At 66.5% G+C, this 24,458-nt stretch carries 19 protein-coding genes; 14 read left to right on the top strand and 5 right to left on the bottom strand.

Annotated elements, in window-relative coordinates; genetic code table 11:
* Window positions 1-12 precede the first annotated feature (12 nt).
* A complete protein-coding gene (locus CXQ88_RS03290) occupies window positions 13-690 on the top strand; it encodes a 4'-phosphopantetheinyl transferase family protein (RefSeq protein ID WP_104042753.1) in 678 nt (225 codons plus the stop codon).
* Window positions 691-705: 15 nt separating this feature from the next.
* Here the strand turns inward: CXQ88_RS03290 and CXQ88_RS03285 are convergent, their stop codons facing one another.
* From CXQ88_RS03285 to CXQ88_RS03275, 3 genes are all read right to left on the bottom strand, one after another.
* Window positions 706-2,064, bottom strand: coding sequence for a M1 family metallopeptidase (locus tag CXQ88_RS03285; protein WP_104042752.1), 1,359 nt, complete (start codon window positions 2,062-2,064; stop codon window positions 706-708).
* Between the two features lie 72 nt (window positions 2,065-2,136).
* The gene (locus CXQ88_RS03280; RefSeq protein WP_373637685.1) at window positions 2,137-6,093 is read right to left on the bottom strand and encodes a Pls/PosA family non-ribosomal peptide synthetase; all 3,957 of its coding nucleotides are present in this window, start codon (window positions 6,091-6,093) and stop codon (window positions 2,137-2,139) included.
* Between the two features lie 133 nt (window positions 6,094-6,226).
* Window positions 6,227-7,192, bottom strand: coding sequence for a quinone oxidoreductase family protein (locus CXQ88_RS03275; protein ID WP_104042750.1), 966 nt, complete (start codon window positions 7,190-7,192; stop codon window positions 6,227-6,229).
* A gap of 164 nt (window positions 7,193-7,356) precedes the next feature.
* Between CXQ88_RS03275 and argC the strand changes: the two genes are divergently transcribed.
* From argC to CXQ88_RS03225, 10 genes are all read left to right on the top strand, one after another.
* Window positions 7,357-8,388 (top strand): N-acetyl-gamma-glutamyl-phosphate reductase, encoded by a 1,032-nt coding sequence (gene argC, locus CXQ88_RS03270; protein ID WP_104042749.1) that lies wholly within the window; start codon window positions 7,357-7,359, stop codon window positions 8,386-8,388.
* Complete coding sequence (argJ, locus tag CXQ88_RS03265) at window positions 8,385-9,551, top strand: bifunctional glutamate N-acetyltransferase/amino-acid acetyltransferase ArgJ (RefSeq protein ID WP_104042748.1); 1,167 nt, start codon at window positions 8,385-8,387, stop codon at window positions 9,549-9,551. The genes argC and argJ overlap by 4 nt, the downstream gene beginning before the upstream one ends.
* 39 nt (window positions 9,552-9,590) lie before the next feature.
* Window positions 9,591-10,547, top strand: coding sequence for an acetylglutamate kinase (gene argB / locus CXQ88_RS03260; protein ID WP_104042747.1), 957 nt, complete (start codon window positions 9,591-9,593; stop codon window positions 10,545-10,547).
* A complete protein-coding gene (locus tag CXQ88_RS03255; RefSeq protein ID WP_258061672.1) occupies window positions 10,544-11,854 on the top strand; it encodes an acetylornithine transaminase in 1,311 nt (436 codons plus the stop codon). Before argB ends, CXQ88_RS03255 begins: the two co-directional genes overlap by 4 nt.
* Complete coding sequence (gene argF / locus CXQ88_RS03250; protein WP_104042746.1) at window positions 11,851-12,861, top strand: ornithine carbamoyltransferase; 1,011 nt, start codon at window positions 11,851-11,853, stop codon at window positions 12,859-12,861. Before CXQ88_RS03255 ends, argF begins: the two co-directional genes overlap by 4 nt.
* Window positions 12,861-13,391, top strand: a complete 531-nt coding sequence (locus tag CXQ88_RS03245; protein WP_104042745.1) for an arginine repressor — start codon at window positions 12,861-12,863, stop codon at window positions 13,389-13,391. Before argF ends, CXQ88_RS03245 begins: the two co-directional genes overlap by 1 nt.
* Before the next feature lie 45 nt (window positions 13,392-13,436).
* Window positions 13,437-14,642 carry an argininosuccinate synthase gene (locus tag CXQ88_RS03240; RefSeq protein ID WP_104042744.1) on the top strand — a complete coding sequence of 402 codons (1,206 nt, stop codon included), beginning with the start codon at window positions 13,437-13,439 and terminating at the stop codon, window positions 14,640-14,642.
* On the top strand, window positions 14,639-16,054 hold the full coding sequence (argH, locus tag CXQ88_RS03235; RefSeq protein WP_104042743.1) for an argininosuccinate lyase: 1,416 nt from the start codon (window positions 14,639-14,641) through the stop codon (window positions 16,052-16,054). The genes CXQ88_RS03240 and argH overlap by 4 nt, the downstream gene beginning before the upstream one ends.
* A 160-nt stretch (window positions 16,055-16,214) precedes the next feature.
* On the top strand, window positions 16,215-16,751 hold the full coding sequence (locus tag CXQ88_RS03230; protein ID WP_104042742.1) for a pyridoxine/pyridoxamine 5'-phosphate oxidase: 537 nt from the start codon (window positions 16,215-16,217) through the stop codon (window positions 16,749-16,751).
* Window positions 16,752-16,761: 10 nt separating this feature from the next.
* On the top strand, window positions 16,762-17,538 hold the full coding sequence (locus CXQ88_RS03225) for a maleylpyruvate isomerase family mycothiol-dependent enzyme (RefSeq protein WP_104042741.1): 777 nt from the start codon (window positions 16,762-16,764) through the stop codon (window positions 17,536-17,538).
* Window positions 17,539-17,546: 8 nt separating this feature from the next.
* Here the strand turns inward: CXQ88_RS03225 and CXQ88_RS03220 are convergent, their stop codons facing one another.
* The gene (locus CXQ88_RS03220) at window positions 17,547-18,041 is read right to left on the bottom strand and encodes a methylated-DNA--[protein]-cysteine S-methyltransferase (protein ID WP_104043043.1); all 495 of its coding nucleotides are present in this window, start codon (window positions 18,039-18,041) and stop codon (window positions 17,547-17,549) included.
* A complete protein-coding gene (locus CXQ88_RS03215) occupies window positions 18,041-19,585 on the bottom strand; it encodes a DNA-3-methyladenine glycosylase 2 family protein (RefSeq protein WP_104042740.1) in 1,545 nt (514 codons plus the stop codon). Before CXQ88_RS03215 ends, CXQ88_RS03220 begins: the two co-directional genes overlap by 1 nt.
* A 115-nt stretch (window positions 19,586-19,700) precedes the next feature.
* On the opposite strand from CXQ88_RS03215, the gene CXQ88_RS03210 reads away from it, so the two are divergent.
* The 3 genes from CXQ88_RS03210 to tyrS all read left to right on the top strand — a co-directional run bounded on the left by CXQ88_RS03210 (window position 19,701) and on the right by tyrS (window position 24,049).
* Window positions 19,701-20,348, top strand: coding sequence for a DNA-3-methyladenine glycosylase (locus tag CXQ88_RS03210; protein WP_104042739.1), 648 nt, complete (start codon window positions 19,701-19,703; stop codon window positions 20,346-20,348).
* Between the two features lie 67 nt (window positions 20,349-20,415).
* Window positions 20,416-22,644: a HelD family protein gene (locus CXQ88_RS03205; protein ID WP_104042738.1), complete on the top strand. Its 2,229-nt coding sequence runs from the start codon at window positions 20,416-20,418 to the stop codon at window positions 22,642-22,644.
* Between the two features lie 91 nt (window positions 22,645-22,735).
* Entirely contained in the window at window positions 22,736-24,049 is a 1,314-nt protein-coding gene (gene tyrS / locus CXQ88_RS03200) for a tyrosine--tRNA ligase (RefSeq protein WP_104042737.1), read from the top strand.
* Window positions 24,050-24,458 lie beyond the last annotated feature (409 nt).

Here is a 24,458-nt window from a genome sequence, read left to right as displayed (position 1 = left end):
GCACGCGGTCCCATGGACTCAAGGCTGGTCCTGCGGGCAGTGGATATCTCTGCCGATGTTCCCTGCCCGCAGGCGGGCCCTGGTCCCGCCTGCGGGCTGGTTCCCATGCCGGCAGAGTCACTCCGGGCAGCAGCGATGCAGCCCGACGCCAGCGCACGCTTCCTGGCGGGAAGAGCAGCACTGCGCCGCTTCGCCGCCCAACTCCTCGGCATCCCGGCCGCACAGCTGCGGGCGGCATACTCCTGCCCGCAGTGCGGTTCCGGACCTGACCTGTCCCATGGCCGCCCGGGCTTCACGCACCACTGCCAGCCGCTGCCCCTGCTCCTGAGCATGGCCAGGGCTGGAAATTGGGTTCTGCTGGCGGGCCTCACGGCGCCGGTGGCAGGGGAGCAGCTGGGTGTCGACGTCGAAGATCCCGAACGGCTTGGCTTTGATGGCTTTGACGCCGTGGCCCTGGCGGAGGCGGAAAAGCGCGCCGTTGCCGGACTCGAAGGAACAGCTCTTCGCCGCCAACGGGCCCGGCTGTGGACCCGAAAAGAGGCCTGGCTCAAAATGACCGGCGATGGACTCCGGACGGACCCCCGGGAAGTGGCCGTCCTGGACAAGCCGGGGCTGACGGACCTGACGCCTGCCGCAACGGGACTGCCGGCGTCGTTGGTTGCTGCCGTAGCGCTCGGCCAGCTGGGTTAGCCGGGCCAGGTTCGGCTAGGCAGGCAACGGCGGAAGCGCCAATTCAAAGAGCCAAGGGTGGAGCACCGCTTCGGCGTCGATGCCCGCCACGCGGTTCGCCACCAGCACGAAGTCTGCCGTTGAGACAGATCCGTGACGGTGGGTCCTGGTCCATTCCTGCAGCAGCGTGAAGAAGGCAAGATCCCCGCAATGCCGGCGGAGTGCATGCAGTGCCAGCGCGCCGCGCTTATAGACACGGTCGTCAAACATCATTGCCGGTCCGGGATCTCCAATCAGCAGGTCCTGTTCCGCAACGGACAACCCCCGCCAGGCCGACGCCGCCCGCTGGTGGGCTGTTAAAACACCGGCCTCCTCGGACCAGACCCATTCCGCGTAGCAGGCGAAACCCTCGTGAAGCCAGATATCGTGCCAGGCAGCGACGGTCAGGGAGTTGCCGAACCACTGGTGCGAGAGCTCATGGGCGATAAGCCGCTGGGATTCCCAGTCCGGGCTGAGGTGGTTCCGGCCCAGAATCGACAGCGATTGGGCCTCCAGCGGGATCTCCAGGACGTCATCGGTCACCACCACCGTGTAACCCGGGAAGGGGTAGGGGCCGAAGCGCCGGACGAAAGCCGCCATCATGTCACGCTGTCGGCTCAGCCCGGCCGCCGCCGCATCAGCCAGCGCCGGGGGCACGGCGACGGTCTGCACCACGCTGCCGGCAGAACCGTCGTCGAGGACCAGGACGTCATACCTGCCGATCTGTACCGTGGCCAGATACGTGGCCATCGGCTCGTGCTGCTCGTAGGTCCAGGTCTCCCTGCTGGACCCGCGCGTGTGGCCGGCCAGCACACCGTTGCAAACGGCGCGGTAGCCAGCGTCCGTGGTGACGGAGATGCGGTAGGCAGCCTTGTCCCGGGGGTGGTCATTGCAGGGGAACCAGGAGGGCGCGCCGTTGGGTTGTCCGGCCACCAGCACGCCGTCGGTCAGTTCTTCCCACCCCACCTCGCCCCACAGGCCGCGGCGGGGAACGGGATTGCCCTCGTAACGGACGTCCACGATGAAACCCTCGCCGGGAACGAGGGCTGTTTCCAGATGCACCACCAGTTGTTCGGCCCGCTGCGAAAAGCGGCGCACCCGGCGGCCGTTGAACTGCACTTTGACTGCCCGAAGCCCCACCAAATCAAGCACAACAGCCGAAGCAGCGCGGTTGGCCACCGCGTGGAGCAGCGCCCTGCCGTTCAGCCTGTTGCTCGCCAGCTTGTAATCCAGCTCCAGCTCGTAGCGGGACACGCTGTAGGCGTCAGTGCCGTGGTGGGCCACATAGGGGTCGGACCGCAGGTCGGGTCCGGGCTCGCGGGTGGAGGTTCCGCGGACTGATTCTGGCGAACTCATAAGGGGAAGGGCCTTTTACTAACTACTGTTGACGGACGGCGGTGGGTTTGCTTCAGGTGTTGCCCGGGCGATTTATTTCCCCCGCGGCAGGGCCGGCCCGGCCCACGGGCTGACGGGGTTGCCCATCCAGTAGGTTCCAGCCGGTACTGTTTCCCCGCGCATCACCAGCGACGCGGGGCCAACTGTTCCGCCGTGGCCGATCCGTGCCTGCGGGAGGATGACACCATGTGGTCCCATCGTTGCGCCATCCTCGAGCGTAACAGGGCCAATGCTCATGATGCGGTCGTGGAACAGGTGGGTCTGCACCACGCAACCCCTGTTGACAGTGGAGTTCGAACCCAGGGAAACGAGATCAGCCTCCGGCAGCCAGTAGCTCTCGCACCACGTCCCGGAACCGATCTTGGCGCCGAGGGCGCGCAGCCACCAGACAAGGGCAGGCGTCCCGGTGGCGGCGCGGGCGAACCAGGGTGCGCTGATCATCTCGATAAACGTATCCACCACTTCATTGCGCCAGATAAATGAACTCCATAGGGGGTGTTCCCCGGCCTTGATCCGGCCAATGAGCAGCCATTTGGCGGCCACGGCGCTCCCGGCTGCCACTGCCCCTGCCAGGAGCATCACCAAACCGCCAAGCAACGCAGCTATGGCATAACCGTTGGCTGAGGCCAGCCAATCGAAGGCCAGCAGGACGCCCGCGGCCAGTCCCACCGTCAACACCACAGGAATGAACCGGCAGGCTTCCCACAGCGCCCGGGCGATTTTCAGCCTGCGTGGCGGCTGGTAGGTGAGCGAGTTGTCTGACGCGATGGCGGTGCGGCGCAATCGGACGGGAGGGCTTCCCAGCCACGACGTTCCGGACTTGGCCTTCGACGGCGTTGCCGAGAGCACGGCCACCAGAGAATTCTTCGGAACATTGCGGCCCGCTCCGGTCATTCCCGAGTTGCCGAGGAATGATCGCTTGCCGATCTTGGCCGGCGCGATCCGCAGCCATCCGCCGCCGAGCTCGTAGGAGGCCACCATTGTGTCATCAGCCAGGAATGCGCCCTCGCCCACTGTGGTCATCTTGGGAAGCAACAGCACGGTGGAGGCCTCCACGTTTTTGCCCACCTTTGCTCCCAGCAGGCGGAGCCAGACAGGGGTGAAGAGGCTGGCATAAATGGGGAACAGCAGGTCCCGGGCCAGGTCGAGAACGCGTTCCGTAGCCCAGACCTGCCAGCCGATCCGGCTACGGACACGGTAGTAGCCTTCGTGCAGGCCCAGCCCCAGCAGGCGCGTGGTGCCGAGGATCAGGAGCAGGTTGGCGGCGAACCAGACGAAGGCAGCAAGAGGCAGGGAAACCAGCAGGGGAAGCCAGGCCTCCGACAGCGAACTGTGGCCCCTGATGAACAGGAAAACCACCAGGCAGGCAGCTCCTGCGGAAAGGTAGGGAATCATGGCCAGCACGGTGCTGGCGGCAGCGAAAGCCGAAAACCAGAGCCTGGCCAGTAACGAGCTGGTGGCAGGCTGTGCCGGCCAGTTCTGTTTCGCTTTGCCCCGGCGTTCTGCAGGGGAGCCGGCCACAACCTGGCCTGCCTTGACCTTGCCCAGGACTGCCGAACCCGGCTCCACCTGCCCGCCGGCCCCGATGCTGGCGCCGGGCATCAGGGTGCTTCGGGCACCCACCGTGGCGCCTGCGCCGATGCGGATGGCTCCAATGTGCACGTTGTCACCGTCGATCCACCAGCCCGAAAGGTCCACCTCGGGCTCCACGTTTGCTCCGGCGCCCAGAGATAGGAAGCCGGTTACCGGCGGCAGCGAGTGCAGGTGCACGTTACTGCCGATCGTCGCGCCTAGGGCCCGCGCGTAGTACGGAACCCAAGGTGCGCTGGCCAGACTTACCGCCCCGGCCAGGTCCTGGATCTGCTCAGCAAGCCACAGCCGCAGATGGACTTTCCCGGACCTGGGGTAGGTCCCCGGCTTAACCTTCCGGAGCAGGAGACGGGCCGCTGCCACCGACAGGCCCATGCGCCCGGCAGGGCTGACGAACACCAGCCAGGACGCACCCACCCACCACCAGGACACTGTTACCGCGCCGGTGAAGCCGGCCAGCCCGCCAAGCAGGTTATTGCCTGCCATCAGGTACGTCAGCCACCGCATACCCACGAGAATGTGCAGCGGCACGCCCATCAGTGTTTGGAAGACCTGGGACTTGCGGGCGGTAGGCCGGACGACGCGCGCCTCGACGGGACCGGCCACCGTTCCCTCCGGCACCGACTGGCGTGCCACATCGATGAGGGCCCCTACCCGCGGCGTGGCGTAGATGTCCGCCACGGTAATGGTGGGGTACCGGACCCGGAGCGCAGAAACGAGTTGGGCTGCCGCAAGTGATCCACCGCCGGCGGCGAAAAAGTCGGCGTCGAGACTGGTTGCCTTGATGCCGAGGACAGCGCCCCACTGCTCAACGATCCACCGGGCGTCGTCGGGAAGGTTCAGCGGGGCACTGTCTGCGTCATCGGCGCCGGAACCGGCAAGCGGCCAAGGCAGGGCGTGCCGGTCCACCTTGCCGCTGGTCTTGGTTGGCAAGGAATCGACTACAGTCAGCAGCGGAACCAGCGCCGCGGGAAGGCTGGCCGCAAGGAGTTCCCGGGCAGCGGCCAGGTCCGGCTGCGCAGCCCCGACGGGCGCAAGGTACCCCACCAGGATCTGGTTCCCGGCCGCCGTCGTCCGCACAGCGGCGGCAGCGCCGGCGATGCCGGGCAGCGCCTGCAGTGCCGCATCCACTTCGCCGAGTTCGATGCGGCGTCCGCCCAGTTTCACCTGCTCATCAGCGCGGCCCATAAAGACGAGTCCCTCGGCTTCGTATCGGACAAGGTCGCCCGAGCGGTAGGCGCGCTGCCAGCCGAGCGACGGGAATGGCGCATACTTTTCGGCATCCTTGGCCGCGTCCAGGTAGCGGGCCAGCCCTACGCCACCGATGATGAGTTCGCCAATGGCTCCTTCCGGGACCGGAACGCCCTCCCCGTCCACTACCGCCAGATCCCAGCCGTCCAGGGGGAGCCCGATCCGCACAGGACCCGGCCCGCCCAGGGGTGCAGCGCAAGCCACGACGGTGGCCTCGGTGGGCCCGTAGGTATTCCAGACTTCCCTGCCGTCAACGGCAAGCCGTTCAGCAAGTTCCGGCGGGCAGGCCTCCCCGCCGAAAATCAGCAGCCGGACGTTCTCGAGTGCTTCCGTGGGCCAGAGGGCAGCCAGGGTGGGGACTGTTGACACAACAGTGATGCCATGGCTGATAAGCCAGGGGCCCAGGTCCATGCCGGTACGTACCAGGGCCCGCGGGGCGGGAACCAGGCAGGCGCCGTGCCGCCAGGCCAGCCACATCTCCTCGCAGGAGGCGTCAAAGGCAACTGACAGTCCGGCCAGCACCCGGTCCGACGTTCCGATGGGCTCCGCCGGAAGGAAAATCCGTGCTTCGGCATCCACGAAGGCGGCCGCAGAACGGTGCTGCACGGCAACGCCCTTGGGGGTTCCCGTGGAGCCGGAGGTGAAGATCACCCAGGCGTCGTCATCAGCCTCCGCTGTCCGGGCTGCGGGGAAAGGCGAGGGCCTGCTGCCATTGAGAGTAACTCCGCTTTCCGTGACGACGGCGGCAACCTTCGCTTCGCCGAAAACCAGCCTTGCGCGCTCCTCGGGATCATCCGCGTCAACGGGAACGTAGGCGGCCCCGATGAGCAGGATGGCCAGGATGGAGATGTACAGCCTGTTGGTGCCGGACGGGATGCGAACGCCGATCTTGTCGCCGGCGCCGAGCCCGGCAAGGTGCATTTCCCGGCCGGCGGAGCGGACGGCCGCCAGTAACTGGGCATAGCTCAGGGACTCCCTGCCGTCGTCGAGGGCGGAAGCATCCGGGTAGCGTTCCGCCGTGTCCTTGAGGACGTCAACCAGCGTCCTTGCCGGGGGAGTGGCGGCAGACCCGGCCAACTGCGGCTGGTAACGGGGCCCGGGTCCGGGGAAGCCGTCGGTTGCAAGGCTGCTGCTTTGTTGCTCGGTCACCAATGCAGTGTGCCGGGACAACATGAACAGAAAGTGTCCAGGTTTGCCGGCTGTCCACCCGTTGTTCGGAGGTAGTTCAACGCGCGTTCCCCAACTTGCTCCCTACACTGCCCCTCCGGTCCCAGCACTGCTCCTACGGAATGAGGACAACCTTGCCGGTGGTGCGGCGCCCCTCGAGGTCGCGGTGCGCCTGCCCGGCTTCAGCCAGCGGATACTGGGCGCCGACCCGGACCTTGAGGCTGCCGTCTGCGGCGGCGGCGAAAATCTCGTCTGAGCGCCAGCGCCGTTCCGCCGCGTCCTGCAGGTAGTGGGCCATGGTGGGCCTGGTCAGGAACAGTGAGCCGCCTGCGTTCAGGCGTTGCGGATCCACCGGCGGGACGGGGCCCGAGGCTGCGCCGAACAGGGCCAGCGTGCCCCGCACGCGAAGGGCGCTGAGGGAACCGTCGAAAGTGTCCTTGCCCACGCCGTCATAGACAACGTCAACGCCCCTGCCGTCGGTGAGGTCCCGCACGGCCTTGTCGAAGCTGTCGTACCGCAGGACGTGGTCCGCGCCGGCGCCGAGCGCGAGGGCTTCCTTTTCGTCCGTGGATACCGTGGTGATGACCCGGGCGCCCTTGGCCTTGAGGAGCTGGATGAGCAGCAGGCCCACCCCGCCTGCGCCGGCGTGCAGCAGGACAGTATGGCCGGCTTCAACCTTGAAGGTGGAATTGACCAGGTAGTGGGCCGTCAGGCCCTGCAGCGGGAGGGCGGCTGCGGTGGCATCGTCCAGTCCTTCCGGCACGGGCAAGGCTTTATCCGCGTCCACCAGGGCATAGCCGGCGTAGCAGTCGGCCCCCTCGGCCGTGGCTATCCGGTCTCCCTCGGCGAATCCGGTGACCCCTGCGCCGAGACCCACAACCGTTCCCGCTGCTTCGGAGCCGGGAGTGAAGGGATACTGGACCTTGTACACACCGCTGCGCTTGTAGGTGTCAATGAAGTTCACGCCGGCTGCCGCTACCCGGATCAGCAGTTGTCCGGGACCGGGAACGGGCCGCTCAACCGGAACGTAGGACAGGACTTCGGGACCACCGGCTTCCCCGGCGACAATGGCGTGCGTCATGGTTTTCCTTCCGCGGGCGGGAGTTTCCGGCCCGGTCCACCAATCCTAGGCGTCACGGATGGAGGGCAGGGCGTTGCCACTGTAGCCGGGCGTCATGCGTACTATTGGTGCTAGCGTGCATAAATATCGGCTGTAGTGAATACTTTTACTGTAAGGTGGGAACCATGACTATTTCTGTTGCAGTCTCAGGTGCCAGCGGCTACGCCGGCGGGGAGGTGCTGCGCCTCCTGGCGGGCCACCCGGACGTGACCATCGGAGCCATCACGGCGCACAGCAACGCAGGTTCGCGCCTGGGCGAGCTGCAGCCCCACCTGCACGGCCTTGCCAGCCGCATCCTTGAAGACACCACCGTGGAGAACCTCTCGGGCCACGACGTCGTCTTCCTTGCGCTGCCGCACGGCGCCTCCGCCGAAATCGCTGCCCAGCTTCCGGAGGGCACCGTGGTGATCGACGCCGGCGCCGACCACCGCCTGCAGGACCCGGCAGCATGGGAGAAGTTCTACGGCTCAGCCCACGCCGGAACCTGGCCCTACGGCCTGCCCGAACTGCCTGGCCAGCGTGAAGCCCTCAAGGGCGCAAGCCGCATTGCAGTGCCGGGCTGCTACCCGACGTCGGCCCTGCTGGCACTGACGCCCGGGTTCGCCGCCCACCTCCTCCAGCCCGACGACGTCGTCATAGTTTCCGCCTCCGGCACCTCCGGTGCGGGCAAGGCAGCGAAGGTCAGCCTGATTGGCGCTGAGGTGATGGGCTCCATGAGCCCCTACGGCGTTGGCGGCGGCCACCGGCACACCCCGGAGATCGAGCAGGGCCTGTCCAACGCCGCGGGGGAGCAGGTGACAGTTTCCTTCACGCCCACCCTTGCGCCCATGAGCCGCGGGATCCTCACCACCGCGACGGCGAAGGTCAAGCCGGGAACCACTGCGGAACAGCTGCGCCAGGCGTGGACCGACGCCTACGACGACGAGCCTTTTGTGCATGTACTGCCGGAGGGCCAGTGGCCGGCCACCAAGTCCGTCCAGGGATCAAACCACGCGGCCATGCAACTCGCCTTTGACGCGCACACCGGCCGGGTGATTGTCACCTGCGCCATCGACAACCTCACCAAGGGGACCGCCGGCGGCGCCGTCCAGTCCATGAACATCGCACTCGGTCTGGTGGAAACCGCCGGCCTTGACCTGCAGGGAGTAGCCCCGTGACCATTACTGCACCCCGAGGATTCCGGGCCGCCGGCGTTACCGCCGGACTCAAGGCCTCCGGCAACCCCGACCTTGCCCTGGTGGTGAACGACGGGCCCACCAAGTCCGCAGCGGCCGTATTCACCAGCAACCGGGTGGCTGCCGCCCCTGTCCACTGGTCCCGCCAGGTGGTTTCGGACGGCCGGGTGGACGCCGTGGTCCTCAACTCCGGCGGAGCGAATGCCTGCACCGGACCCACCGGCTTCCAGAACACCCACAGCACCGCCGAAAAAGTGGCCGAAGTACTCGGCATCTCGGCCACCGATGTTTTTGTCTGCTCCACGGGCCTGATCGGCGAGCAGCTGCCCATGGACAAGATCCTCCCGGGTGTGGAGGCCGCCGCCGCTGCCCTCAGCACTGATGGCGGACCTGCTGCCGGCACCGCCATCATGACCACTGACTCGGTTCCCAAGGCCGCGCTGTTTATCGGCACCGATGCAGATGGCCAGGAATTCTCCATCGGCGGCATCGCCAAGGGCGCGGGCATGCTGGCACCGGGCCTCGCCACCATGCTGGTGGTCCTCACCACGGACGCCACAGTGGAAACGGAAATGCTCGACGTCGTCCTCCGCGATTCCACCCGCGTCACCTTTGACCGGGCGGACTCCGACGGCTGCATGTCCACCAATGACACGGTGGTCCTGCTGGCCTCCGGTGCCTCCGGTGCCGTGCCGTCCGCCGAAGCCTTCGGCGCCGGACTTACCCAGGTGTGCGCCGAACTGGCCCGGAAGCTTATTGCCGACGCCGAAGGGGCCAGCCACGACATCGCCATCCGCACCTTCAACGCCGCCAGCGAAGCCGATGCCGTCACCGTCAGCCGCTCAGTGGCCCGGTCCAACCTCTTCAAGGCCGCCATCTTCGGCAAGGATCCCAACTGGGGCCGCGTGCTCTCCGCCGTCGGCACCACCGACGCGGCGTTCGAGCCGGACCAGCTCAACGTGGCCATCAATGGAATCCAGATCTGCCGGAACGGCAGCATCGGCGACGACCGCAGCCTGGTGGACCTGGAACCGCGCGAGGTGCTGGTGGAAATCGACCTGCGGGCCGGCGATGCCGAGGCCACCATCTGGACGAATGACCTCACCCACGACTACGTGCACGAGAACAGCGCCTACTCAAGCTGAACCCGCCCCGCAGCCCGGCAACCCTGGAGATACTGCCTTATGAACACCCGCACCCGCGAGAACACCACCATGCTTGATGCCCAAAGCAAAGCCGGCACGCTCATTGAGGCGCTGCCCTGGATCCAGCGCTTTGCCGGTACCACCATGGTGATTAAATACGGCGGCAATGCCATGGTCAACGACGAACTGCGCCGTGCCTTTGCCGAAGACATTGTTTTCCTGCACCACGTGGGAATCCATCCCGTTGTGGTGCACGGCGGCGGACCGCAGATCAACTCCATGCTGGCCCGGCTGGGCATCGAGTCCGAGTTCAAGGGCGGGCTGCGCGTCACCACACCGGAAGCCATGGACGTGGTGCGCATGGTTCTGACCGGCCAGGTGGGACGCGAACTCGTGGGGCTGATCAACTCCCACGGCCCCTACGCCGTGGGCCTGTCCGGTGAAGACGGCGGGCTGCTGCGGGCCGTCCGCACGGGCACCGTCGTGGACGGCGAAGAGGTGGACCTGGGCCTCGTGGGTGAAGTGGTGGGAGTGAACCCGGAAGGAATCCTGGACATCCTCGCCGCCGGCCGCATCCCCGTAATCTCCACGGTTGCCCCGGAAATCGAAGGCGACGCGCTGCCTCCAGACGGCCGGGTCCAGACCACCGGGCAGGTGCTCAACGTCAACGCCGACACCGCAGCGGCAGCCCTCGCCGAGGCCCTCGGTGCGTCCAAGCTGGTGATCCTCACCGACGTCGAAGGCCTCTACGCCAACTGGCCGGACAAGTCCTCGCTGATCTCCTCCCTGAAGGCATCGGACCTGCGCGAGCTCCTGCCCTCCCTGGAGTCCGGAATGATCCCCAAGATGGAAGCCTGCCTTAAAGCGATCGACGGCGGGGTTGAACGCGCGCATATCGTGGACGGGCGCCTGGCGCACTCCATGCTGCTGGAAACATTCACGACGGCGGGCATCGGCACCCAGGTCGTCCCGGACGAGGAAGTGGAAGCACAATGACCCGCACTGAACTAAGCGAGCCCACCGAAGGCCGCAGTAGCGATGGGGGCCAGGGCGGGGCCCCTATCGCTGCGGAGGCCGCCGCAAGCGCGCTCGTTGACCACACCAGTGAATCCGAATGGCTGGCCCGTTACTCCACGTCATTGATGGGCGTGTTCGGCACCCCGCAGCGGGTTCTGGTGCGCGGAGCCGGCTGCCTGGTCTGGGATGCCGACGGCAAGGAGTACCTCGACCTGCTGGGCGGCATCGCCGTCAACGCGCTGGGCCATGCCAACCCGTTCGTCACGTCGGTTATCTCCAGCCAGCTGGCCACGCTCGGACATGTCTCCAACTTCTTCACCAGCCCCACCCAGATCGCGCTGGCCGAAAAGCTCCTGGCCCTCACCAACGCGCCGTCCGGTTCCAAGGTGTTTTTCACCAATTCCGGAACGGAGGCCAACGAGGCTGCCTTCAAGCTGGCCCGCCGCAACGCAGGTTCTACCGGCACGCCGCGGACCAAAATCATCGCCCTCGAAGGCGCCTTCCACGGACGGACCATGGGCGCACTGGCCCTCACCGCCAAAGAGGCCTACCGTGCGCCGTTCGAGCCCCTGCCCGGCGGTGTGGTCCACATTCCGTTCGGCGACATCGATGTCCTCGACGCCGCCCTGGATGAGACTGTGGCAGCGGTCTTCCTGGAGCCGATCCAGGGCGAGGCCGGCGTCCGTCCCCTCCCTCCCGGATACCTTCGGGCTGCACGGGCGCTGACCACCAAGGCTGGCGCGCTGCTGATCCTTGACGAGGTGCAGACGGGCATCGGACGCACCGGCAAGTGGCTGGCCAGCGAGGACGCAGGGATCGTGCCGGACGCTGTCACCCTGGCCAAGGGCCTGGGCGGCGGCTTCCCAATCGGTGCCCTGATCACCTTCGGCAGCGGGACGTCGTCGTTGTTGACCGCAGGCCAGCATGGCACCACGTTCGGCGGCAACCCCGTTGCGACGGCGGCTGCCCTCGCCACCTTGCACGCGATCGAAAGCCAGGATGTCCTGGCGAACGTGGCAAAGGTGGGGGAGCACCTGCGTTCCGCGCTGGCGGCCATCCCGGGCGTCACCGAAGTCCGGGGCGAAGGTTTGCTCATCGGCTTCGACCTGGAGGCGGACGTCGCCCCGGCCGTGGTGCAGGCTGGCCTCGAGGCCGGCTTCATCGTCAACAGCCCCGGGCCCCGCACCATCCGCCTGGCGCCGCCGCTGGTGCTCACCATCACCCAGGCGGACACCTTCCTCGCCGCCTTCCCGGCAATCCTCCAATCAGCTAAGGACGCCCAGTGACTTTTGTAACCGGCACTACCCGGCACTTCCTCAAGGACACGGACCTCAGCCCTGCCGAGCAGGCCGAGGTCCTGGACCTTGCCGTCCGCATGAAAGCCGCGCCCTACAGCGTCCAGCCCTTTGCCGCGGACGGCAACGGCCGCAAGACCGTGGCCGTCATTTTCGACAAGACCTCCACCCGGACCCGGGTCTCGTTCGCCACGGGCATCGCCGATATGGGCGGCAACGCCCTCATCATCAACCCGGGTGAGGCCCAGATCGGCCACAAGGAATCCGTGGAGGACACCGCCAAGGTCCTGGAGCGCATGGTGTCCACCATCGTGTGGCGAACGGGTCCGCACGCAGGCCTGGTGGCGATGGCTGAAAACTCCAAGGTGCCGGTCATCAACGCGCTGTGCGACGACTACCACCCGTGCCAGCTGCTCGCCGACCTGCTGGCCGTGAAGGAGCACAAGGGCGACCTCAAGGGCCTCACCATGGCCTACCTCGGGGACGCGGCCAACAACATGGCCAACTCCTACCTCCTTGCAGGCGTAACGGCGGGCATGCACGTCCGCATCGCCGGGCCCGAGGGCTACCTCCCGGTCGCGGAAATCGTGGGCGCGGCTGAGGAGCGCGCCGCAGAGACCGGCGGCTCGGTGCTGATCACCAGCGACGCCGCGGCCGCACTGAAAGGTGCCGACGTTGTGGCAACAGACACCTGGGTATCCATGGGCCAGGAAGCCGAAAAGGAAGCCCGGCTGCAGCTGTTCCGCGAGTACTCCGTGGACGAGGCGGCCATGGCACACGCGGCGGATGACGCCGTCGTGCTGCACTGCCTTCCCGCCTACCGCGGCTACGAGATCTCGGCGGGCGTGATCGACGGGCCGCAGTCCATCGTTTGGGACGAGGCCGAAAACCGGCTGCATGCCCAGAAAGCCCTGATGGCCTGGCTGATGCACCAGTCCGGGTTGGCATTCGTCGAGGGCCTTTCTCCCGTTGAAGGCACTGGGGAGAGCACGTTCTAGTGTCCGCCCAACCGGCGTCGCCGGGCTCCAGCCCGGCCACCAAAACAGCCCGCCAGGCGCGTATCACCGCCATTCTGACGGGTGAATCGGTGCGTTCCCAGGCGGAACTGGCAGCTTTGCTGGCGGACGACGGCGTGCAGGTCACCCAGGCGACGCTGTCCCGGGACCTCGTGGAACTCGGCGCCGTCCGGGTCCGCGGCAAGGAGGGCGTGCTCGTGTACGCCGTCCCCGGCGAAGGGGGCGGGCGGGCCCCGAAGAGCGGAGTGAGCCAGGAAATTTTGGACGCCCGGCTGGCGCGGCTGTGCAGCGAACTCCTGGTCACCGCGGAAGCCTCGGCCAACATCGCAGTGCTCCGCACCCCGCCCGGCGCGGCCAACTTTCTCGCGCTGGCGATCGACCATTCTGTGATGCCCTCGATCCTGGGGACCATCGCCGGCGACGACACCGTGCTGCTGGTCTCCCGGGACCCGCAGGGCGGCCCGGACCTCGCGGCCAGGTTCCTGCAACTGGCTGAAGAAGCCGGGCAATAAGCTTGAAGACAACATCTACAACCCCAATCACAAGGAGCAATTGAAGTGACTGAACGCATTGTGCTCGCCTACTCCGGCGGCCTGGACACCTCAGTAGCCATCGGCTGGATCGGTGAAGCCACCGGTGCCGAGGTCATCGCCGTGGCTGTTGACGTCGGACAGGGCGGCGAATCCCTGGAAACCATCCGCCAGCGCGCCCTGGGCTGCGGCGCCGTCGAAGCCTACGTGGCCGACGCCTCCGACGAGTTCGCCAATGAGTACTGCATGCCCACGCTGAAGGCCAACGGCCTCTACCAGGGCCACTACCCGCTGGTGTCCGCCATCTCCCGCCCGGTCATCGTTAAGCACCTGGTCAAGGCTGCCCGTGAATTCGGCGCCACCACCGTTGCCCATGGCTGTACCGGCAAGGGCAACGACCAGGTCCGCTTCGAAGTAGGCATCCAGACCCTCGGCCCGGACCTGAAGTGCATCGCCCCCGTCCGCGACCTCGCCCTCACCCGCGACAAGGCCATCGCCTTCGCCGAGGAAAAGGGCCTGCCGATCGAAACCACCAAGAAGAACCCGTACTCCATCGACCAGAACGTCTGGGGCCGCGCGGTGGAAACCGGCTACCTCGAGGACATCTGGAACGCTCCCACCAAGGACATCTACGACTACACCGCCACCCCGGAATTCCCGCCCGCACCGGATGAGGTCACCATCAGCTTCGAGGCCGGCGTGCCGGTTGCGATCGACGGCGTGAAGGTCACCCCGCTGCAGGCCATCAAGGAACTCAACCGCCGCGCCGGTGCGCAGGGCGTGGGCCGGATCGACGTCGTCGAAGACCGCCTCGTAGGCATCAAGTCCCGGGAAATCTACGAAGCCCCGGGTGCGATGGCGCTGATCACCGCCCACAAGCACCTCGAGGACATCACTGTCGAGCGCGAGCAGGCCCGCTTCAAGGCCACTGTTGGCCAGCGCTGGTCCGAGCTGGTCTACGACGGCCAGTGGTTCTCACCGCTCAAGCGCTCCCTTGAAGCCTTCATCGAGGACACCCAGAAGTACGTCTCCGGCGACATCCGGATGACCCTGCACGGTGGCCAGGCCATCGTCAACGGCCGCCGCTCCGACACCTCGCTCTACGACTTCAACCTTGCCACCTACGACACCGGCGACACGTTCGACCAGTCCCAGGCCAAGGGCTTCATCGAGCTGTGGGGCATGTCCGCCAAGGTAGCCTCCGGCCGCGATATCCGGGTTGCGGGTCAGTGACTTCCGCTACCAATGAAGGCGCACTGTGGGGCGGCCGGTTCGCCGGCGGCCCCGCAGATGCCCTCGCGGCACTGAGCAAGTCCACGCATTTTGATTGGCGGCTGGCACGCTATGACATCGCGGGCTCCAAGGCCCACGCCCGTGTGCTGCACAAGGCCGGCCTGCTGGACGACGCCGAGCTGGAAGGCATGCTCGCGGCCCTCACCCAGCTTGATGAGGACGTTGCCTCCGGGGCCTATGTGCCGGCCGAATCCGACGAGGACGTGCACGGCTCGCTCGAGCGCGGCCTGATCGAGCGCGCCGGAACGCAGCTGGGCGGAAAGCTCCGTGCGGGCCGGTCCCGCAACGACCAGGTGGCCACGCTGGGGCGGATGTTCCTGCGGGACCATGCCAGGATCATTGCCCGCGGCGTGCTGGACACGGTGGATGCGCTGGTGGAGCAGGCCAAGGCCCACCACGGCGTGGCCATGCCGGGCCGGACCCACCTGCAGCATGCCCAGCCGGTGCTGCTGAGCCACCACCTCCTGGCCCACGCCTGGGCGCTGCTGCGCGACGTGCAGCGGCTCCAGGACTGGGACAAGCGGGCAGGCGTTTCGCCTTATGGTTCGGGTGCCCTTGCCGGGTCCTCCCTGGGGCTGGACCCGGAAGCAGTAGCCTCGGACCTGGGCTTCTTCTCCGCGTCGCACAACTCGATCGACGGCACCGCTTCCCGCGATGTCTTCGCCGAGTTCGCCTGGGTGTGTTCCATGATCGGTGTGGACCTCTCGCGGGTGTCGGAGGAAGTCATCCTCTGGGCCACCAAGGAGTTCTCCTTCGTCACGCTGCACGACTCCTACTCCACCGGTTCCTCGATCATGCCGCAGAAGAAGAACCCGGACGTGGCGGAGCTGGCCCGCGGCAAAGCGGGGCGCCTGATCGGCAACCTGACCGGGTTGCTGGCCACGCTTAAGGGCCTGCCCCTGGCCTACAACCGTGACCTGCAGGAGGACAAGGAACCGGTGTTCGACGCCGCCGACACCCTGGAGCTCCTGCTCCCGGCCGTCTCCGGCATGATCGCCACCCTGAAGTTCAACACAGAACGGATGGAGTCGCTGGCACCGCAGGGCTTCGCGCTGGCTACTGACATCGCCGAATGGCTGGTCCGCCAGGGCGTTCCGTTCCGCGAGGCACACGAACTCTCCGGTGCGGCCGTTAAGCAGGCGGAATCCCGCGGCGTGGAGCTGTGGGACCTGACGGACGAGGAATACGCCGCCATTTCCGGGCACCTCACGCCGGAGGTCCGCACCGTCCTGTCCACGGAGGGGTCGCTCAACAGCCGCAACTCGCAGGGCGGAACCGCACCGGCCGCCGTCGAACGCCAGCTGGTTGCACTGGAAGCCGAGCTGGCCGGCGTGCGGGAATACGCAGCCTAACGCCCAGGACGCTCTCTCACTTAATGCCGTTACCGGGCCAACGCTCTCTCGCTTCCCTCAGGAAAGTGAGAGAGCGTTGCCTATTTTCCCTCAGGAAAGTGAGAGAGCGTCCGGGGGTGGGGCGCAGGGCCCGGCCAGACGGTCCCACTATCATGGCGCCATGAGCGAAACCTTCCAGAAGTTCCTTCGCGCCCTGCCCGACTTCCCGGACAACCTGCCCGGCTTCGACCCGGCCACCGCGCCTACAGATCCCACCGAACTCTTCCGCCAGTGGCTGGATGAGGCCCTGGCAGCAGGGGAGCGCCAGCCGCATGCCTGCAGCCTTGCCACGGTTGACGGCAGCGGCCAGCCGTCGTCGAGGATGCTGATCCTGAAAAACATTGACGACGACGGCTGGCACTTCGCCACGGCCCGCTCCTCGCGCAAAGGCAGGGAGCTGAGCGCCAACCCGCACGCCGCCCTCAACTTCTACTGGCCATCGCTGGCCCGGCAGGTCCGGGTGGCCGGCCCAGTGGTGGAGCTGTCCGCGGAGGCGTCGGCCCGGGATTGGGCCGAGCGTCCGCGGGCGGACGGCGGCCGCAATCCCGACTGGCAGCTCTACGCCATCAGGCCTGCAGAGATCGAGTTCTGGCAGGCGAGCCACGACCGCTCCCACATCCGCCATCGGTTCGGCCCCGACGGCGTGCTTCCCGGTTAGGATGAGCGCCATGACTGCTCCCGCACCCGAAGTCCTGCTCGCCGGGCTCCACAAAGCCGCAGACGACGTTGCCTCCGATGCTGCCAAGCTTAGGGACGAGGACCTGCGGGCCCCGTCCGCCCTGCCCGGCTGGACCCGGGGCCATGTCCTGGCCCACCTGACCGGGATCTCCAACGCCATGGCCCGGCAGCTCGAGTACGCTGCCCGCGACGAGACCATCGAGCTGTACGACGGCGGCATGGACGGCCGGAACAGGGCGATCGACATGGCTGCCTGCCACGACGCCGCCACCCACGTGGCGGACCTGACGGCAGCCCTGAAACGGGCGATAAAGACATTCGATGCCCTGCCCGGCATCAAGGATTCGTCTGCCAACCGCACCGGCTGGTACGCACCCATCACCTACCGCGGGGGAGTTGTCCTGGACGGCGGCCTGGCGCTGTGGCGGGAACTCGTTATCCATAACTCGGACCTGCTGACGGGCAGGGGACCGGAAACCTGGAGCCGTGAATTCTGTGAGCACCTGTTCGATTTCCTCGCAGCCCGCGTCCAGCCCGACGACAGACTGGTACTGCAGCCCCTGGGCCTCCCGCCGCTGAGCATGGGCAGCGGCAACAGGTCCACCGTAATCAGCGGGACGGTCACGGATATTGCCGCCTGGCTGGCAGGGCGTGAACCCACCCTGGGCAGCCTGCGGGCATCCGCAGCGGCCGACGGCGTGGACCTGCCTGCCCTGCTGCCGTGGCCTGCGGGAACGCCAGCCCCTAACCAGGACTTGCTTCCCTAAAATTAGGATCAGGCGGCTTCGCGCGCCAGCAGGCTCTGCTTGATGGGCAGTCCCCAGCGGAATCCGCCCAGCGAACCGTCGGTCCGGATGACGCGGTGGCAGGGGACGAACAGGGCTGCTGCATTGAAGGCGCAGGCGCTGGCAGCCGCCCGGACAGCCTTCGGGTTGCCGGCCAGCCCGGCGTATTCGGTGTAGGTCACCGGGAATCCAGGCTTGACCAGCCGGAGCACGTCCCAGGCGTGGACCCGGAACGGCCCGGACATTTGCCGCACGGGGACCTGCATCGCCGGGGACGGATCCCCGGCGTAGAACGCTTCGACGGCGGCCGAAATCTCGCCAAGTTCGCTGACCAGTTCCAGGGTGGCGGGCCGGAGGGTCGGATGGATCTGCCCGGTCAAATCACCCGGCTTTTCGGTCCAGCCGCTGGAAAGGACCACACCGTCGTGGGCGAGGATGGTGAACGGGCCGTCCGGTGTGGACATGTGAAGCAACTGGGCCTTCATCATTTCGCTTTCTCTGTTGTTCTGGTACTCGCTTTGGCAATGTCCGTCGTTGTGCCGTTACGGGAACCGGCTGCGGAGCGGGCTGCTGCCCGCCACAGGTGCATGGTGGCGTAGGAGCGCCAAGGGCTGACTTCGCGGAAGTCCGGGTCTGCGGTCCACGCTTTCCCGGAGCCAGCCGGGCCGGGGTTGTCCGGGCAGTTCAAGGCCTTGATCCCGTTCCGCACCGCCGCGTCATTGGCCAGGAACACGTCCGGGGCGCCGAGGACACGCATGGCGAGGTAGCCCACCGTCCAGGGTCCCACGCCGGGCAGCGGAAGCAACTTTGCATTCAGGCTTGCCACGTCGTCGCCATAGCCGAAGTCGAGCGTACCCTCCGCCAGGGCAGAAGCTGCCGCGCCGAGGGCATCGATGCGTTTCCGGGGGCCGCGAAGGAGGGCGCAGCCGTCGGCGGCAATTTCCACGGGTGTGGGAAACATCCGGTCGAGGCCCTCGCCGGGGCTTCGGCTTGAACTTCCGACGGCGGCCAGCTGGGTGAGTGCGGTCCGGGCCGCCGCCACGGTGATCTGTTGGCCGATCATGGCCCTGATCAGCATTTCGGCGGGGTCGAGCGCCCCGGGCATCCTGATACCGGGGGTGCCGGCCACTGCGGCCGCCAGCCTCCCATCCCCGGCCAGGGCGCTGTCGATTGCCACCGGGTCTGCATCCAGGTCGAACAACCGCCGGACGCGGCTCAGAAGGGCCGGCAGGTCCCGAAGGTCCACCGCGCCGATGGTGAGGGTCAGTGGCCGTCCCCTGGCGCCGGCGTCGTACTCAATTTTGAAGCGCGCATCACCGTGAGGCAGCCTCAGCGTGCGGGCGTAGGAGGTCGCTGTTCCTGCTTCGATCCCCGGGATGGCGCGCACCGCCAGGAAAGTGAAGACGCCGGGGTCGAAGGGCTCGCGGTAGGGGAGGCTGAGGGTGAGGGCGGTGGAGCCGGGGGCGGCTTTTGGATGCCTGGCGGAGCGGAGGGCGGTGGGGGTCATGTCAAAGACTTCCACCATGGTTTCGTTGAACTGGCGAACGCTGCTGAAGCCGGCGGCGAAGGCGACGTCGGCGAGCTTCATGGTGGTGGAAACCAGCAGCGTGCGTGCCGTCTGTGCTCGGCCGGCACGCGCGAGCGAGAGGGGACCGGCGCCCAGCTCCTGGCTGAGGATGCGGTTCAGCTGACGGGAGGAATAGCCAAGGCGGGCGGCCAGGCCATCGACGCCGTCCCGGTTCACCACGCCGTCGTTGATCAGGCGCATGGCACGCCCCGCGATGTCCTGCCGCACGTTCCAGGCAGGCGTTCCCGGAACCGCCTCGGGGAGGCAGCGCTTGCAGGCCCGGTAGCCGGCGTCGTGGGCTGCGGCTGAGGTCTCATAGAAGGTGACGTTCGCAGCCTTGGGTGTCCTGGCGGGGCATGACGGGCGGCAATAGATGCCCGTGGTGCGGACGGCAGTGTAGAACTGCCCGTCGAACCGGGTATCGCGGGCGTCTATTGCCCGGTAGCGCTGCCAAAAGTCCATTACTCCATCCTGCCAGCAGCACGGGAGCGGAGCTAGCGGAAATCGGACATGGCCGTGAGCCCCTTTTGTGGCGTTGCGGCCAGGCTCCGTTGCCGTAGTTGGATAGAGTCTGGCCATGAGCAGAAGTCCCTCGCCGGCCCGGGATCCGCTGCGGGAGTTCCTGTCCGGAGACGCCCGTGAGCTGGCACCGCTGCTGCTGGGAGCCGTCCTGACGCACGATTCGCGGGAAGGCAGGGTTTCCGTCCGGCTGACCGAAGTGGAGGCCTACCTCGGACCTGAGGATTCCCTGCACCCCGATCCGGGATCGCATACGTACCGCGGCCCTACTCCCCGGAACGCTCCCATGTTCGGCCCCGCCGGGCACCTGTACGTCTACTTCACCTACGGCATGCATCACTGCACGAACATTGTGTGCGGTCCGGCCGGCGTCGCCTCCGCCCTGCTGCTGCGCGGCGGAGAGATCGTGGAGGGCCTCGAGCTTGCACAGCACCGGCGGCCTACCTCGAAAAGTCCGGCCGACCTGGCCAGCGGCCCCGCCCGGCTCGCCAAAGCCCTGGGCCTGACAACTGCCTACAGCGGCCGTGACGCCCTTGTGGCCCCTTTCGGGCTGACGCTTCCGGACAGGCCGGTTGCGGCGGTCAGTTCGGGTCCGAGAGTGGGGGTTTCCGGCGTCGGCGGATCCGGGCAGTACGCCTGGCGGTTTTGGATCACGGGCGATCCCACAGTGTCGAAGTACAAGGCGGCGAAAACAAGAACGTCGTAGTTTCGCAAGCGTTAACGGAAATGGTTGTAGAATGGACGGTCTGTCTTTTGCGATAGGGGAACGTTAAATGCTCGACGCCGATTTGGCCCACGAACGGGACTATGTTGCCGGCCTTTATGCCCGGCTGGAGGAGTTGCGCGAGGAAAAACGCAAGCAGCTCGCGCAGGTCCGGCGGTCAGGGGCCGTGGGCACCATGCAGAACGTTTCCGAGCGTGACGCTTTCGCCGCTCTGTACGAGGACCGCCTGGCGCAACTGGATGCTGTTGATGACCGCTTGGTCTTCGGCCGGCTGGACCTGGACTCCGGGGAAGCGCAGTACATCGGCCGCATCGGCCTCACCACTGAGGACCTGCAGCGGCTCATGGTTGACTGGCGCGCGCCCGAAGCCGGGCACTTTTACCAGGCCACGGCCTTTGACCGGCAGGGCGTCCGCCGCCGGCGCCACCTGATCCTGCAGGGCCGCGAGGTTAAGGCCATCGAGGATGACGTGCTGGACGCGGACATGCTGGCCGACGACGAATCCCTGCAGGGTGAGGGCGCCCTGCTGGCCGCCCTGAACTCCAAGCGCACCGGCCGGATGTCGGACATTGTCAGCACCATCCAGTCGGAACAGGACCGCATCATCCGGTCCTCCATCTCCGGCGCCGTGGTGGTGCAGGGCGGTCCGGGTACCGGCAAGACCGCCGTGGCACTGCACCGCGCCGCCTATCTGCTGTACACCCACCGGGACCGCCTCAAGTCCGCGGGCGTGCTGCTGGTAGGGCCGTCGTCGTCGTTCATGAAGTACATCGAAAGGGTGCTGCCCTCCCTGGGCGAGACCGGCGTCGTCATGGCCAGCGTGGGCCGCCTGATGCCCGGCATCAACGCCGTACCGGAACCTGATGCGGGCGTAGCCGCCATCAAGGGCCGCCTCGACATGGCCACCGTGGTGGCCAACGCGGTCTCCAACCGCCAGCGGATCCCCGCCGAAGACCGGATCCTGGAAGTGGACGGCCGCAGGCTGGTGCTGACCCCGCGCCAGGTGCGCCGTGCCCGCGAACGCGCCCGATCCACCGGGAAGCCGCACAACGAAGCCCGGGTGACGTTCGTCAAGATCCTGCTGCGCGAACTGACCGAACAGATGACCGAGCTCGTGGAAGCCGGCAACATCGGCAACAACGCGGACCGCTCCTACCTGGCCGAGGATGTCCGCACCGCGCGGGACGTGCGGATTGCCCTCAACCTGTGCTGGATGCCCATGACGCCCGAAAAGCTGATCTCGGAGCTGTTCAGCAAGCCGGCCGTGCTGGAATTCTGCACTCCCCACCTGGCTCCGGCTGAGCGCGCTCTGCTGCAGCGCCCGGCCGATGCGCCCTGGACTGAATCCGATGTCCCGCTGCTGGACGAGGCCGCCGAGCTGCTGGGCGAGCTGGACCCGGCTGCAGGCCGTGGACTGGCTCAGCAGGAGCACGACCGCGCCCGCGACCTTGCCAACGCCAAGCAGACCCTGGTCAACATGGAGGCCGCAGGGGTGGATCCGTTGATGTCCGCCGAGGAACTTGCCGAGCAGAACCAGGAACAGGAAGCGCGGCTGACCGCTGCCGAGCGCGCCACGAGCGACCGCACGTGGGCCTTTGGCCACATCGTGGTGGACGAGGCGCAGGAGCTTTCCCCCATGCAGTGGCGCCTGCTGGTCCGCCGTTGCCCCCTCAAGTCCTTCACGATTGTTGGGGACATCGCGCAGACGAGCTCAGTGGCCGGTGCCAACTCATGGCAGGGTGCACTGGCCCCGATGTTTGGCGACCGCTGGCAGCTGGAGGAGCTGACGGTTAACTACCGCACACCGTCCCAGATCGCCGAGGCAGCGGTGCGGATGGCCAACGCCGCGGGACTCGTCGTCTCCGCGCCCAAGGCGGTCCGGGAAGGGCGCTGGTCGCCCGTTATCGACGAAGTGGACCCCGGCCACGTGGTCAGCCGCCTGGTGGAGGTCCTGCCGGAGGAACTGGAAGCGCTCGACGGCGGCCTGCTGGCCGTCATCGCGGATGGTCACCTTTTGCCGGAGGCCATGGCCGCCCTGCGCGCCGAGTACGGCCGCCGGATCGGCACCGGCGCCGGCGGTTATGAGCAGGACATTGTGGTGATCAGCCCCCGCGAGGCCAAGGGCCTGGAGTTCGACGGCGTGGTGGTGCTGGAGCCCGGCATGATGCTCAACCATGAGCACGGCAAGGTGGGGAACCTCTACGTAGCCATGACCCGGGCAACGCAGCGGCTGCGGCTGATTGCTGCAGAGCCTGTGCCCGCGGGGATCAAGCGCTGAGCTTCTTTGGTTCAAGCAGCCCGATCCGGGTCCAGGCGCCGGTGCCGTTCACCCGGCGCCTGGACCGGGTAATACTGCTAACTTAGAAGGCGTGTCAGAACTTAACAGCCTCGAATCGCAACAGAACGACCCCACTTTTGCCAACGTCTGGCAGGAGTTGAAGTGGCGTGGCCTGGTCCACGTCTCCACCGACGAAGCAGAGCTGGAAAAGCTCCTCGCCGGCGGACCGGTCACGTACTATTGCGGCTTCGATCCCACCGCGCCGAGCCTCCACCTGGGCAATCTGGTGCAGCTGCTCGTCATGCGGCGGCTGCAGCTGGCCGGCCACAAGCCCCTCGGGCTGGTGGGCGGTTCCACCGGTATGATCGGTGACCCCCGCCCCACGGCCGAGCGCACCCTGAACACCAAGGACACCGTGGCGGAGTGGGTGGGTTACCTCCAGGCGCAGGTCCGCCGGTTCCTGAGCTTCGACGGCGATAACGCTGCGCAGATGGTCAACAACCTGGACTGGACTGCCCCGCTGAGCGCGATCGACTTCCTGCGCGAGGTGGGCAAGCACTTCCGTGTGGGCACCATGCTGCGGAAGGACGCTGTCGCGTCGCGGCTGAACTCGGACGAAGGCATCAGCTACACCGAGTTCAGCTACCAGATCCTGCAGGGCATGGACTACCTCCAGCTGTACCGTGACTATGGCTGCATGCTCCAGACCGGTGGCTCCGACCAGTGGGGCAACCTCACCAGTGGAACCGAGCTGATCCGGAAGGTGGAAGGCAAGAGTGTCCATGCCCTGGGTACACCGCTGATCACCAATTCGGACGGCACCAAGTTCGGTAAGAGCGAGGGCAACGCCATTTGGCTCGACGCTGGCATGTGCAGCCCATACGCGTTCTACCAGTTCTGGCTGAACACCGCCGATGCTGACGTCGTGGATCGCTTGAAGGTGTTCACCTTCCTGACGCGCGCTGAGATCGAGGATGTTGCCAAGGCAGTGGCCGAGCGCCCGTTCGCCCGGGAGGGCCAGCGGAAGCTTGCTTTCGAAGTGACGTCCCTTGTCCACGGGGTGGAAGCCACCGAAAAGGTAATCGCGGCCTCCGCGGCGCTTTTTGGGAACGGCGACCTGTCAGCGCTGGACAAACCTACGCTTCAGGCAGCCACCTCGGAGCTTCCTACCGCCACAGTGCAGGTGGACGCACTGGGAATTGTCGACCTGCTGGTTGCCTCGGGGCTCTCGGAAAGCAAATCCGCTGCCCGCCGCACTGTTGGCGAAGGCGGCGCCTACGTCAACAACGAAAAGGTGTCAGACCCGGAAGCGGTGATCTCAGAGTCCGAATTGCTGCACGGGCAGTACCTGCTCCTGCGCCGCGGAAAGAAAAACCTGGCCACGGTGGAAGTGCTGGTTCCCTAGTCCGTTCCGGACCGGATCCAGCCCCCTTACACGCTCCTCCGCAGCCGATTTGCACGGCCGCGGGGGAGCGTGTAATGTCTTTTGAGTCGCCGCCGCTGATGCGGAAAAATAGCGACCGACCCCCAACAAAAACTGAAGCAACTTCACCATGTGCGAAAGCGCAAGATCGAAGAATTGCTTCAATTATGGTGGGCGGATTCATCTCCACAGAGTGAATTCCGGGAAAACAACCGGATTTGCAAAGTGAAAATGAATGAAATAACATTGAAACATCGCAGTGAAGAAATACGAAATAGAAATTCATTAAATGAATTGTTTCGGGAATATTCGAATGTGTCTGTTGTTTGAGAACTCAATAGTGTGCCAAGTTTGTTGATACCAATTGTTTTAGTGATTGGTTGAATTGACT

The sequence above is a fragment of the Arthrobacter sp. ZGTC412 genome, from assembly GCF_002929215.1.
Classification (GTDB): domain Bacteria; phylum Actinomycetota; class Actinomycetes; order Actinomycetales; family Micrococcaceae; genus Arthrobacter.
Note: the sequence above shows the minus strand (reverse complement) of the source record. Positions and strands in the feature narration are given on the sequence as shown.

Coding starts and splice junctions, on each gene's coding strand:
- CXQ88_RS03290 (WP_104042753.1), top strand. CDS start 13: ATGGACTCAAGGCTGGTCCTGCGGGCAGTGGATATCTCTGCCGATGTT.
- CXQ88_RS03285 (WP_104042752.1), bottom strand. CDS start 2,064: ATGAGTTCGCCAGAATCAGTCCGCGGAACCTCCACCCGCGAGCCCGGA.
- CXQ88_RS03255 (WP_258061672.1), top strand. CDS start 10,544: ATGACCCGCACTGAACTAAGCGAGCCCACCGAAGGCCGCAGTAGCGAT.
- CXQ88_RS03210 (WP_104042739.1), top strand. CDS start 19,701: ATGAGCAGAAGTCCCTCGCCGGCCCGGGATCCGCTGCGGGAGTTCCTG.
- CXQ88_RS03275 (WP_104042750.1), bottom strand. CDS start 7,192: ATGACGCACGCCATTGTCGCCGGGGAAGCCGGTGGTCCCGAAGTCCTG.
- argC (WP_104042749.1), top strand. CDS start 7,357: ATGACTATTTCTGTTGCAGTCTCAGGTGCCAGCGGCTACGCCGGCGGG.
- CXQ88_RS03205 (WP_104042738.1), top strand. CDS start 20,416: ATGCTCGACGCCGATTTGGCCCACGAACGGGACTATGTTGCCGGCCTT.
- CXQ88_RS03225 (WP_104042741.1), top strand. CDS start 16,762: ATGACTGCTCCCGCACCCGAAGTCCTGCTCGCCGGGCTCCACAAAGCC.
- argB (WP_104042747.1), top strand. CDS start 9,591: ATGAACACCCGCACCCGCGAGAACACCACCATGCTTGATGCCCAAAGC.
- CXQ88_RS03230 (WP_104042742.1), top strand. CDS start 16,215: ATGAGCGAAACCTTCCAGAAGTTCCTTCGCGCCCTGCCCGACTTCCCG.
- CXQ88_RS03215 (WP_104042740.1), bottom strand. CDS start 19,585: ATGGACTTTTGGCAGCGCTACCGGGCAATAGACGCCCGCGATACCCGG.
- CXQ88_RS03220 (WP_104043043.1), bottom strand. CDS start 18,041: ATGAAGGCCCAGTTGCTTCACATGTCCACACCGGACGGCCCGTTCACC.